Here is a 13,018-nt window from a genome sequence, read left to right on the forward strand (position 1 = left end):
CGGACCGCAGCCAACTCCCCACCCAGCACACCCGGTCAACGACACGACCGATCAAGAAGACACGCCACCACGAACCGCACGTGACCAAGCACTACTAGTTCTCCGGAGGCACACCGCTGCAGAACCTCACTTACCGCACCACGATCCAAGCGTACAGACGGCCCCTCGCGTCGATCGCATCGATTAGCGGCGTCGATCAGGTCATCCAGCGATGATTCCCAGGCAAGCAGGCTGGCCAGAGCCTGGCAAGTATTCGATCCCACGGAACTCATCCTCACTTGAACTTGATGTGGGCAATGCTGCCATCAGGAAGGAAGGTAGTCTTGTAAGCCAACTCCGTGACTCCTTCAGAATCTACTCGCTTCCGATACATCGCGTAAGACCCGGGAACCCTTCTGGGGACCTTGTAGTAGAATTCCGCACCTCCTTCGGGGAGGCGAACGATCTGCGGAATTTCGGCATTCCCTGGACTTTTCTTCATGAAGCCGGTAAGGCTCTTTCGCAACGCCGGCGACAGATCATCGACACCCGCAGCGACAGGAACCTTTTCATCTCGTGTCAGGTTTGCACCGCAGGCCCCATTCAAATTATGCACGAGGATCGGCGTTTCGCCCGCCAGCACATAGTACGAGTGACGGCAAGTTCGGTTTTGGGGAACAACGTCCCCAACCTGATGGATGTCGCCATAATCGATACAGACGCCCGTCGATTAGGACAACGCGGGAGAGGCCAAGAGCTACGATCAGGCCCCAGCGGCCCAACGCTTAGCCCGACCCTCGACCAGGCTCGCAAGGAACGGGCCATCGACATCGTCGATCATGGATACCTCCGCCCGGAACCGCAATCAGCCACCTACCCGGATCGAGAATAGGAGTTTAAGCGTCAGCGACTCCGGAGCCCCTGAGCCTGTTAATAAAGATTACAAGTGCGCCATTATCGCGCTCCAAGAGCGCATCGTAGTGGAATTCATCATTAATCAGCTCTTCGTACCCCCAAAGCGCCTGGAGATACTCCGATCCAGGATACTTTGCAAACAACCAGTGAGACGGCATTCGAGGATCTCGCACGTCAAACATTTCCATGGGGTACCAGCCAGGGAGCTGGATATCGTCCCGAATCAAGACCATAACCACGCCAGCATATATCGACATTCCGGCCACCAGATAGGACAATCCTGCAGTGACTTCAGGCGCCCCATCATAGTTGTATTCCATCGAAATTTCCGACTTGCCGTCAACATGCTCCTTGATGCAAGTAACTTCCATAACTACACTCTCTTCCGTCAACGCATCAAACATGCCCAAGAGAGGCCGGGAATTATGTTCCCGGCCTCTCCATTCTGAGCCAGAATAAGCTCAGGTTCCTATTTAAACTTATAGTCGTCGACATGCCCAGTGATCGTGTTCATCACATAATGAATCTCCACATCACCCTCAGCTCCCACATTTACCCTCCTGGTCATTTTAACCCAACCATCCGATCCCATCCACCGGGGATCAGTCATACCCTTCTTGAGGGGAACGACTCTTCCTGCCGTTGGGTTCGCCATGACCGTTTCCATCGCAAGCTGCTCATTTAGACTATTTGGCGCTGTCCTTCCAGTCGACCCTCTACCCAAGGGCTTTAGGTCGATCGTCACACCGTTGGCGTCAGTGACGAAACGCGTCGTTGGGCACGGTCCCGAATTATGGACCAGGACGGGCGTGGAGCCTGCGAGCACATAGTACGTGTGAATGCCGTCGACAGTGAGGTTGTACGTAGTGGCGTGGCTTGTATAAGCGTGGTTGCGTGTGACGATGACAGTTTCACTGTCGTCAGTGAGGAGTGTCATGCCAGCAGCAAGATCGCCGGCTTCTACCCATGATCCTTCCGACGGGGACCAGAAGGGGTGTTCGTGGGTGGCTGTGAGTGTCTCGACACCGTATTGCGTTGCTATGGACAGAACGTTGAAGTGTTTGTCGTCCTCGGTCCGGATGAGACGAGTAACCCTTCTTGGACCCTCCTCTCCTGTTTCCGGGTCCTTGGCTATTACCTCGTCGCCAGGCCGAATTTCCTCAATATCTTCCGTGCCGCCGTCAGCCATGAGGACATCGGTTCCGGCAAGGAAGCACTTGCAGCCGAGGGATTTACCTATCCGAGCTCCCTTGCCACCACTGACAGCCATGTAGATGAGGCCCTCAATGGCCTTTCCGCGATCGTAAGCTTCAGCGTCATCGATGCACTCTGCGGCATGGTCAAGGCAATAGGTCGCTGCAATTTCCTTTGCCTTGGAAAGATCATCGCCACCTTGAATCAGGTACAGGTAGGCCTGACGGCAGCCCTCCCGCCCGAAGCAAGCCTGACCCGGTCCGCTGTCCTGGATAATGGGGGTGGACCAGTAGTCACCATCCGGCGCGCGCCCATTTGTACTGTATTCGGAGAACCACGTCATAAGCTGGTCGGCGTTGTTCGACGATGATGAGTGGGCACCGACCCAATCGCGGTCGCAATTACTGTTGCAGGGGTGTTGGACCGCGGGTGGTCTGGAGGTCCCCTCGTTGGGGCGCCCGTTACCCTTCGACCCGTCGGGGCGTTGCGGGCATCCCTCCGATGCTCCGCCGGCTCCTCCGCATGCAAGCCCCATGCCCGTTGGGTCCGAGTAAATCAGTGGGTTGCTTGCGGCGTAGGTGAAGCCATTGAGGGTCTGCGCCCTGTTGGTTTCTAGCAGTGGGTCGACGCTGATGAATTGACCGATCGTTGCGTCATATTCGCGTGCGCCGATGTGAGTCAGGCCGGTGGTGGTGTCTCGGGTGGCGCCGAGGAATCCCTTGTCGTCGGGCCAGGGACCGTACGGGGGTTTGCCGCGCTCTTCACCGAAGGGGGTGGTGTAGCGCTTGGTGAAGGTTTGGGCGCTGTCTCGGTTGATCGCGAGGTTGTTGGTGCCGTGGTGGTCGCTGACGAGGTAGGTGACCTTGGTGGTGCCGGTCTGGTTGGAGCGCATGGCGGCGGTGATGCCGTCGGCGGTGTAGTAGCGCTGGGCCCAGGTCGTGCCGTCCGTGCGGAGATGGAGTTCGGTGGCGCCAGCGTACAGAATGCGTTCGCCGCTCTCGGTGGCGCGGATGAGGAGGGTGCCGTCGGCGCTGTAGAGGTAGTCGGTGGACTGGTCGTCCTCGGTGAGGCGGGTGAGCTTTCCTTCTTCCGACCACGCCAGGTCCTGGCTGGTGTTGTCAGTGGTCGCAGGGCGTTGGGTGGTGTTGCCGGCGGTGTCGTAGGTGTAGGCGTGTTCGGGCTTGGTGCAGTCGGTGTTGGTGGTGGTGCCGGTCAGGGTGTGGGGCTGCTCGGTGTTGGTGTAGCAGTAGCTGGTCTTGGGGGTGGTGCTGGTGTGGTCGGTCTCTGTGGTGCGCTGGCCTGCGGTGTTGTAGGTGTAGTTGGTCCAGTAGGGGGCCGGGCCTGACAGTGTCGTGGTGCTGGGGGTGTCGGTGCACTTCTGGGAGTCGGGGGTCCAGGATTCCGTCAGGCGCTGGTGGGCGTCGTAGGTGAAGCATTGGGTGTCGGCGGTGCTGGTGCCGCCGAGGGTGGTGCTGTCGCGGATCTGGGTGATGTTGCCGGTCTGGTCGTAGGTGTAGGTGAGGTCCTGTGGCCGGTAGGAGTGGGTCTGGTCCTGCACGTAGCTCTGGGTCAGGCGGCCGGTGCCCGCCTCGAAGGTGTTGGCGACGTAGACATGGGTGTCGCCGGTGCCCAGGGTCAGTGTCTGGGGCTGGGTCAGGGCGGAGTAGTCAACATCGGTGAGGTAGCTGCCGATGGCCGTCAGGTTGCCCAGGCTGTCGTGTTTGTAGTCGGTGTTCTCGTCGGGCAGGCCGCCGAGTGCGGGCTCCCTGGTCCGCTGGATCTGGCCCGGGATGTTGTAGGCCGCCTCGGCCTTGAGCGTGGTGGGCTGTCCGGCCTTGACGAAGGGATCGCTGTCGGGCAGGCGCAGTTCGGTGTTAATGGCGCGGCCCATGGTGTCGTAGGCGGTGACGGCCTGGGTGTATGCGGCTCCGTTCTTGCCGCCGACGTAGCGGGTGGACTCGGTGGGCTGGCCCTTGAGGAGGGTGTCGTAGGTGTGGGCGGTGAGCTGGTTCGTGTCGGTCTTCGAGCCGGCCCATGTGCCGGTGGGACGGCCCAGTTCGTCGTAGGCGCTGAGGATCGACTTCCCGCGGGAATCCGTGGTCTTGATGGCCTGGTCGAGCGCGTTGTACTGGGTGGTTGCCTTGCCCTTGTCGGGGTCGTCCGTGGTGGTCTGGCGGCCGAACAGGTCGTAGCCGTAATGCCAGCTTGTTTTGTCCGGGCCGGTGACGGTCTTCTGCCGGCCGTCGAGGGCGTAGTCGAAGGTGGTGGCGGTGTAGCTGGTGCCGGGGCCGGTGCCGAAGTCGGCGTCGGCGGGGCTTTTGCCGGCGTAGGAGCGGGTTTCGGTGGTGCGGCCGCGGACGTCGGTGACGGTGCGCTGGGCGGAGCCGCCGTCGAGGGCTGTGGTGGCGGTCGAGTCGCCTGTGTAGCTGGTGGTGGTGGCCCACTTCTTGATGCCGTTGACGTACAGCGTGGCGGTAGTGGGGCGGCCGGCGCCGTCGAAGACAGTTTCCGTCTGTTGAGGTGCGCGGCCGTATTCGGCGCGGGTGTAGGTGCCGGTGGGCGTGCTGGTGGTGTCGAAGATGTCGGCGTACGTCTCATACGCCAGGCCGCGGGTGTCGTAGCGGGTGTCGGTCAGTAGTCGTCCACCGTCGGGCGTCGGTGTCTGTGACTGCAGAGGCCTTAGGAGGGAGTCGTAGAGCGCGTAGCTCGTGTTGTAGGTGTCGGCGGCGTTCGTCAGTGTGGAGGTGGAGACCCAGGACGGTTTGGTGTTTTCGAGGTGGTAGGTGAACTTGGTGTTCGGGCTCTGGCTGCCGCTGGAGCGGTTGGGTAGCCATACCTCGGTTAGTCGGCCGAGCGCGTCGTATTTCTGCTCGGTTTTCTTGGTGTTGATGTCGTAGCTGCGCAGGGCCTGACCGCGGCGTGGGTCGAGGAAATCGACTGAGCGGTAGCCCTTGGGGTCGGTCGAGATGGTTTTGCTCAGCGGACCGGCGTCGGCGGGCGTGTAGGCGGTGGACGTGGTGCGGCCCTCTGTGTCAGTGACGGCGAGGGGTCGACCGAGGGTGTCGTAGGAGGTATTCGTGACCGTCTGCCAGCCGGATGGCGTGCGCTGTCCGTCGTTTGAGGCGGTGGCGTTGTAGCCGGTGGCGCGGCCGGTCCAAGTGGCCTGTCCCTTGGTGGGCTTCTGGGTGGCCGACCAGGTGGTGGCGTTCGTGTTGTCGTAGACGACTGCGGTGTCGGCGAGGACGTCGCCGGGTGTGGCGCTGGTGGCGGGCAGGTTCAGGCTGGTGTCGGTGACGGAGCACTGTTTGGCGACGGTTCGGGTGCGGGAGACCAGGCTGGTGATGCCGGCGTCCGGGTTGCGTGCGTACCAGGTGCGTGTGCAGGTTTCGTCGCCGGCCAGGCCGGCTTGGCCCCAGTCGTCGGCGGCGTAGACCATGCCGAGGTCGTCGTATTTCTGGCCGGTGGTGTGAGTGCGCCAGGTTTGGGGGCCGGTGAGGTAGGTGCTGGTGTAGGTCGAGGAGTTGCGGACCCACAGGGCGGTGTGGTCGGCGGCGTCCGGGACGGTTTGGGTGGCGGTGTTCTTGTAGGTGTAGTTGTGGAAGACGCTGCTGATGGGCTGGCTGCCGTTGTACGTGATCTGTTGGCGCAGGCTGCCCTTGTACCGGTCGCTGTCGGTCGCGTCCGTCAGGTCGACGTCCGTGTCGAGCAGGGGCGGGATGGTGACGGACTTGGTGGTGCCGTCTTTCTTCTTGTCGCCGTGCATGCCCTGCAGGTAGAGGGAGACGGTCTTGGAGCGGGTGCCACTCGTGGCGCCGGTGTAGGCGGTGACCTGGCGGTAGCCTCGCCAGTCGGACCAGGTCCGTTCGTCCTTGGGGACGAAGGGGTCGTCGTTGTGGTGCCAGGCGGCGCCGCTATAGGAGTAGGCGTACTCCACGGCCGGGTTGGCGGCGGCGGGGTCGTGCACGCCGACGGCGGTGACGCGGTACTTGTGGAACCAGTCGATCGACGCGTCCTCGGACCCGTTGATGTTCCAGTACTGCGGATAGCAGGAGCGGGTGTTGGTGTCCGGTGCCGCGCCGAGGACCTCGCTGCGCCTGCACTCCGGGGAGGTCAGGGTGACCTCGGTGATCGCGCCTGTCTCGGAGGTGATGGTGGAGATGCGTGGGCGGGTCAGGGGCAGGATGTCGTCGGTGGCGTCGACCCGGTTGGGCCGCATTTGGTAGGTGAAGGTGACCGGGTCCACCTTGATGGCCGTGTCACCGGCTTTCGCGGTCCGTTGCAGGTCCGTGAGGGCGAGGACCTGGTCGGAGCTGTCTCCGATGTCGCCGCCGTCGAGGTACTTTTCGGTCAGCACCCAGGAGTCCACCGGGTCGTAGGCGCTTCCGGTGGCGTTGTAGGACGAGGTGTCGATGCCGGTCAGCCGCTTGCGGGTGAAGAAGGACGGGCCGGCGGCGTCGCATTCGTCGTCGTCCTTGGAGCAGATCGCGTCGAACGGCACGTCGGGCCAGTTCTCCGCGGTGTCCTTGGTGAGGCTGTCGCAGTCGGAGACGGTGCAGCGTTCGGCGTAGGCGAAAGTGACCTTGGCGTCGGCTTTGTCGGTGAACAGGGCGCCTTTGCGCAGTCCGTATTCGATGCGGTTGAGGTAGCCGCCGCGGGTGTAGCTGGTATCCGCTTTGGTGGCCTTGTTCTTTTTGTAGTAGTTTGATTCCTTGGTGTACCAGTACGTGGACGCGTTGCCGCGATTGTCTTCGACGTAGTCGAGGTTCCAGCGCCATGCCTGGGTGAGCGCGCGGTCCGCGAAGGCGTCGCCGCCGCTGTATCCGGGTTCGCCGGAGTCGTCGCCGAAGACTGGGACCGTCCAGGTCGAGTTCGTACGTTGGGTGTCGGCGCCTTCGAGCTTGTTCTTGCCGAAGACGTACTTGGTGCCGTCACCGGTGACGACTGTCCAGTACTCGCCGTTGTCGTCGCCGTTGTCGGCACCGGTGGAGCGGGTCACCTTGGAGGCGTCGTCGTTCTCGAGGTGCCAGGCGCCGCTGTCGTCGTCCTTGACCAGGCGGGTCGACTTGCCGTTCAGGACCAGGCTCGCGTTGTCGTACTTCCAGCACTGGTCGTGGACTTCGTCGTGCCCGTCGTCGTCGCAGGAGCCGTAGGTGCGGGTGATGTAGGACTCGGTGAGGGTGAAGCCCTCTCCGACGGCCGTGGTCTGGTTGTTGGTGGTGGAGGTACGGCCGTCGATGCTGCCCGAGTCGTAGGACAGGGACAGGGGCGGCACCGGGCCGGCTGCGGCGGGCGGCATGGTGAAGTCGTATGCCCAGGTGAAGGAGCCGGCGTTGCCGCCCGCTAGCCAGGACGAGGACTCTGACAGTTGTGTCGCCGAATAGTCGCCCGCGCCCTTGGAAGACTGGCCCGGACCTGCGGAGGCTGCGGTGACCGCCAGCACCGTCGCGCCGGCGGCAGCGCTGTCAGCGGTCTTCAGCATCTGGGCGGCCGTACTGCCCTGGGCTGTCGGGGCGAGAACCGTGTTCGCTGTGACGGTCTGGTTCTTGAGGTCGTTGTGCGAGCGCAGTGGCGTCTGCTTGCGACACTCTTCTTTGTGCGGGGTCGTCAGGGCGCAGGCCGGAAGCTGCACGATCTGCAGGCGCTGGGACCAGCCGCCGCCGATCGCCGAGGCGAACGCGGAGTAGTCGACACTTACGTGTGCCGAGCCCGGGTTCTGTGCCGTAGCCGTGAAGAGGATGCCGGTGACGCCTGCTCGGCGCACTTCCTTCTGGTCCAGAACAGTGACTCGGGCATCGCCGGCTGCCGCTCCAGTGGCAGCTGACGAACGTTGCTTGGTCACAGCTTTCGGTTCCAGCGTGACGGGGACACCGGCCGGCGCGGCCGTACGCCGTGTGCCGGGCTTGAGCGTGAGGGTTGCTGCGCCGTGGTCCGGCCAGTCGGCTTTCCGCTCCTCGTAGGCGGTCTTGGCCTGTGTGGCGTTGGCCTTGCGTTCTTTGGCGACCTTGGCGCGGGCCTTCTTCGCTCCGGGGCCGTCGAACGCTTCGACTTTGGTCGACGGTGTCCTGGGCGTGTCGGGGCGTCCCAGGGCGCTCGTCTCTGCGGCCTGGGCCACCTGGGCCAGGCCAGTGGGCGCGAGGAGCGCCAGGGCCAGCGCCTGGGCAAGAAGACGGCCTGTGCGGGGTGGCGTGCCCACGCCGTGCCGTCTTGAGGTGCCTATGCCAAAGACCATCGTTCCGCCCCACCCGGTTTGTGAGTTCAAAGAAGTCCCGCACGCCGATCGCAGCCCGCCCTCGCGAGGTGCCGCGTTCTCGTTCGGTGCGGACAGCTGAATCAGTGGCTGTCCGCACCTCTCGTCCGTCAGTCGCCCACGGCCTCGCCGATCTGCTCTGAGGAAGCCATCGCGCCGGCCCATACGCGTGCCTCAGTGATGGCGGCGGGCAGGAAGTGCTGCCAGGCGTCTTTGCTGAAGCCCTTACCGAGTGCGAAGTCTCCCGAGCCGGCCTTCGCAGTGAAGGTCTGCGGATCCCCGTTGAGGTTGCCGCTCAAATAGAGGCTGATCGTCCCTGTGTGGGTGTCGAAGACGCCGGTCAGACGGACCATGCCGTCCAGCACCGCTGCCTCGCTGGAGGTGACCGCGCTGAACGTGCCGTCGGCGTTCAGTCGGCCGAAGCGCCAGAAGCCCTCTGGGACGGTCTTTTCCTCGAGTGTCTCCTCGTCGACCACGGTCGTGCTGCCTGTGCGCTCGTACCAGATGCCCCAGGCCGAGCCGTCTGCCGTGCGCTGTCCGATGACCTGCCCGGTGTAGCCGACCGGCTTGGCCAGGAGTTTGTCCGCGTCGAGCGCCGCGAGTGTGGTGACGGTGAACGATCCCGTGTCATCGACCACCGGCCCCGAGGTGACGGCCGCGTCGTCCGTTCCGTCGAAGACGATCGCCTCGCTGTCCAGCTTCGCGCCGCCGGTCAGGGACAGTGACCGGCCGTACCCGGAGGTGGCGTCCTGGACGAGGGTGCCGTTGCCGCGCTCGGCAGACCAGTCGGCGACCAGCTCAACCGCCGCGCGGTCCGGGGAGTTCATCAGCCGGGCCTCGTCTGCGACGAGATCGTCGGTCAGGGCCTGCTGCCAGACGGTGACTTCGTCGATAGAGCCCGCGAAGTAGTCGGTGTAGGAGTCGCGCCACAGCACGCGGCCGATCTGCAGACCGCCTTCTGCCGCCCAGGCGGCTGACACCGTGTCGCTGCCCTGCAGACGGCCGTTCACGTACAGGCTGATCTGCTTCTCGCCGGCGTCGTAGACCGCGGCGAGATGTGTCCATACACCCCGTGCGGCCGGCTGGGTCGCCGTGACCTTCTGCTCAGTGATGTTGCCGTCGGTGGCGTCCTTGGGTGACGTGCTCAGCGTCCACGTCTTGTCCTCTTCGCGGTAGGTCAGGTAGAAGCCGCTGTAGAAGCCGCCGTCCTGTCCCAGGACCGTCTGGGTGCGCGCAACGCCCGGCGTGAGCATGGCCCAGGCGGAAACGGTGTAGGAGGCGCGGGTGTCGACCACTGCTGTGCTGGTGGCGGCGTAGCCGGTGGTTCCGTTGAGGGCCAGGCCCTTGTCGGTGACCGGTGTCTCGAGGGTGTTGCCGTCGGCGTCGTGGGTGATCACGCCGCGGCGGCCGCGGTCGTCCCTCGCCGCCTGCCCGTAGAGGGTCGCGTCGTCGCGGCCGTCCACGGTGGCGGAGTCGACCGCCGTCCCGGATGCCTCGTCGAGGTGGTACTGGCCGACCGGGGCGTCGCCCGAGTCCACGAGGAAGTCGGTCACGGACTGACCGCCCCAGCCGAGGCTGTCCTTGGCCCGTACGTAGACGCGGTACAAGCCCCCACGCCCGGGCGTGACCTTCGCCGCGGCCGTGGCACCCTTGATCTCGGCCGACCATGCGGCGTCGGAGGACAGCTTGTACTGGTAGGCGCTGTTGGTGTCTCCCGTGGCGGGCTTGAACGTCAGCGAGGCTGCCACACCCGGCCCGCCACCGGACGCGCAGGCAGCGCTGGTGCACTCGGTGTACGGGGCGGAGAGGGTGACCTGCGGCGGCTTCGGCGGCAGGGAGTCGACGCGGAAGTAGCAGTAGCCGTCGGACGCGGCACTGCTCAGATGGCTGGAGCCGTGGTAGGACCAGGTCCAGGCGTGGTACCGGTACAGCTTGCCGTCCGTCAGCTTCGACCAGGTGAGCGACAGGGCACGTCCGTCGCCGACATAGCCGGTGGAGGGACTGAGTGATCCGTTGCCCGGATTGACGTCCGTCCAGGACTTGTCGGCATTCTGCACGTCGAGGTCGAAGTAGACCCGCAGCTGAGCATCCTTCTCCCCACCCGACTTGGTCTGCGCGGTCGCCTTCAGCAACGGCGTGGGGTCGGACACGATTGCCGGATCGCTCGCGCTGCGCTCACAGACCGGTGCCGTGCTGGATCCGCCGCCCTGCAGGCCGACGCCGGTCGGCTTGTCCGGCAGGCCCACGAAGTCGACGGCGAGGACGGCGTCGTTCTTGAAGCGCTTCCAGGCCGAGGTGTCCAACTCGTCGTGGGCGCGCAGCTCCAGCGTCAGCCGGGAGAACTTCCCGGCGGCGAAGTTCCGCACGGTCGGGGTCAGGTTCTCGTTCGACTCCTCAGGATTGTCGTGGAACTCGATAGGCGCGTCCGGGGAGTTGGGATCGCAGGCGGAGCCACGGCCGGCGGACACCCACCGGTCGACCATCCAGTCGAGCTCCTTCGGCCGGGAGGACCACGTGGTCGACGAGGAGATGTTGTTCGTGCGGACCAGGTCCACCCACCGCGGAGCGCACTGGAAGGCCCACGGCTCCGTCACCCGGAAGGTCGCGTCCAGAACCTGCTTCCCCTTCAGGCTGGCCGGAGAGAACTCGAAGTACAGGCGCTGCACGTATCCCGGACCGCAGTAGTAACCGCTCCAGGACCCACACTTGCCGACGCCTTTGCCCTGCCCGTCGTCGCCGTTGCCCCACCCATAGGACTCATAGCCGTCACTGCGCAGCAGCGTGCGCTCCGACTCGACCCACGTCACGGTCGGATCGATGAACAGCGGGAACGCCGACTCGTCCGTGGAGGTCAGCATGTCCGCGTCCGGAACCACCGCCAGCGAACCGGCACCGACCTCGACATCCATACGCGCGACCGCGTCGCCCTGGCCCGGCTCCACTCCCCCGCCGGACGGCGCCGCCTCCGACGGGTCAGCGGGATCGGCCCCCGGGGCGGCGTCCGCGGCAGCCAACTGAGCCTGAGCGCCGCCCGCGGCGTCCTGCCCAGCCGAGTCCCACATCCGTGCCGGCGGCGCCTTGAACACGGTGGTGCCGTTGCCGTCGACCGCGGCCAGGTTGCCGGCCGAACCCTCGCGGACGGTGAGATTGCTGGTTTTGAGACCGAAGGTGAGCCGCTTCAGTTCTTCGCCGGACGCCGCATCGGGGGTCTTCACCACAAAGATGGGCTGGAAGCTCTCCGGGGTCACCGTGACTTGCAGATCGACGCCCGGCAGAACGTCCGCGTAGACGGCCTTCGAGCCGTCCAGACGCGGAGCGGGCAAAGTTCCTGGCCAGTCCAGCGCCAGGGAGCGGCCCTCGTCCTCGATGCGTGCGAGCGGCTCTGAGTTGCCTCCGCCGGAGAACACCATCTGTGCAGCGGCGCCCTTCGGGCCCACCGTGCCGTCCTGCCGCTTCTCCAGCGTGGCGTCCGGCGCCTGCCAGCCGCCTTCCGACGCTGACACTCGTACCGGGACCGCCGACTCCTCCAGGGTGAACGTGTAACCGTCCGGGTTGGCGAACACCGTCGTACGCTCCGAGCGTTCTCCGGTCACCTCGACCCGCTCACCGGACTCCTGCGCCGCTTCCAGAGCCTTCTGCGCCTCCGTCAACGGTGCTGTGGGCGGCTCGTCGTCGGCGCCATAGGCCACGGGGCCGGGTACCAGAGCCGCGACCACTGCCGCGCACAGCACCGCTGTAACGCCTGCGGGGACACCGTGGCCGCGTGTTGCTCCAGGTCTTCCCACGCAGCCGTTCGACGCAGGCAGCGCTCTACGCCCACGCCGCAACCGAGTCCACATCACCGTCACACCCCGCCCACAAGATTCACAAAGTAGCCAGGAGTAACTAACGCCTCACAAGAACCCCAGGTCAACAGGCAGGAAACGGACAACAATGCGCTAAGTTCCGGAAGGACACGTGAGGAACTCGACGTTTAGGCAGGGTTGTACGCCACAAGATCACGTTTCGGTGTCCTTACTGGCACACCAAGATCAACGGCCACAGATCATCCGTGGATGGCCCACCCCCTGAAGGGCAGCCTGCTGCGGCCAGGCGTGAGCGTGAGCGGTTGGAGTCGACCGGCCGGCAGTCGTTGCACAGGCGCGGCTCCTTCCCCAGTCCATCGGGCTCATGTTTGCTGTCACGCCTGCAGCGTGCCAGCGGACGGAAGTTGAGGAGGGGGTACGGGCCCGGCACACCCGCCTTTGGCCAACGTCGGCTGAGGGTCACTCACTGGCCAGGAGGAGCCTGTGTCAGGCCCAGCACAAGAAGATGGCCGTCTACCGCCCCTCCAAGAGTCCCATCCGTAGAGCCACTCGGCGGGCGCCACGGACGCCTTCGACCCGTCCCAGCCCACCCGGGGCACGCGGGAGGCCAGTAGATCTTCACGGTGCCGCAGCAATGAGCTCGATCTCGAAACCGTCGCGGTTCGCGAGGTAGGCGGCGTACTGCTGAGAGCCGCCCGCGTGGGGGTGGCGTTCGGGGAACAGCAAGGTCCAGCCTGGGGTCTGTCAAACGAGCGGTGTAACCAGGGTGGTTGGGCTTAGAAGTCATCTCATTTGGTGAGTCTGCGGTAGCAGATGAGGGTGCAGGCGATGCTGGTGAACGCGAGGAAGTGGTCGGCCTTGCGTTCGTAGCGTCGGT

General features: G+C 64.8%; 4 protein-coding genes and 1 pseudogene. All 5 read right to left on the reverse strand.

Features of this window, described 5'->3' with window-relative positions:
• Window positions 1–274: 274 nt before the first annotated feature.
• The gene (locus IG94_RS42290) at window positions 275–622 is read right to left on the reverse strand and encodes a hypothetical protein (protein ID WP_211269724.1); all 348 of its coding nucleotides are present in this window, start codon (window positions 620–622) and stop codon (window positions 275–277) included.
• A 253-nt stretch (window positions 623–875) separates the two neighbouring features.
• A complete protein-coding gene (locus IG94_RS39860; protein WP_169752437.1) occupies window positions 876–1,286 on the reverse strand; it encodes a hypothetical protein in 411 nt (136 codons plus the stop codon).
• A gap of 77 nt (window positions 1,287–1,363) precedes the next feature.
• Entirely contained in the window at window positions 1,364–8,317 is a 6,954-nt protein-coding gene (locus IG94_RS0137240) for a polymorphic toxin-type HINT domain-containing protein (protein WP_078892575.1), read from the reverse strand.
• Between the two features lie 128 nt (window positions 8,318–8,445).
• Window positions 8,446–11,745, reverse strand: coding sequence for a LamG domain-containing protein (locus IG94_RS0137245; protein ID WP_224326701.1), 3,300 nt, complete (start codon window positions 11,743–11,745; stop codon window positions 8,446–8,448).
• Between the two features lie 1,014 nt (window positions 11,746–12,759).
• Window positions 12,760–12,876, reverse strand: a pseudogene (locus IG94_RS43915) (VOC family protein); the annotation flags it as partial.
• Window positions 12,877–13,018 lie beyond the last annotated feature (142 nt).

Origin of the sequence: Streptomyces olivaceus (genome assembly GCF_000721235.1) — a bacterium.
In the GTDB taxonomy this organism is placed as follows: Bacteria; Actinomycetota; Actinomycetes; order Streptomycetales; family Streptomycetaceae; genus Streptomyces; species Streptomyces olivaceus.

Excerpts from the sequence above, each read along its gene's own strand:
- IG94_RS0137240 (WP_078892575.1), bottom strand. The coding sequence starts at position 8,317 with ATGGTCTTTGGCATAGGCACCTCAAGACGGCACGGCGTGGGCACGCCA.
- IG94_RS0137245 (WP_224326701.1), bottom strand. The coding sequence starts at position 11,745 with ATGGTGTTCTCCGGCGGAGGCAACTCAGAGCCGCTCGCACGCATCGAG.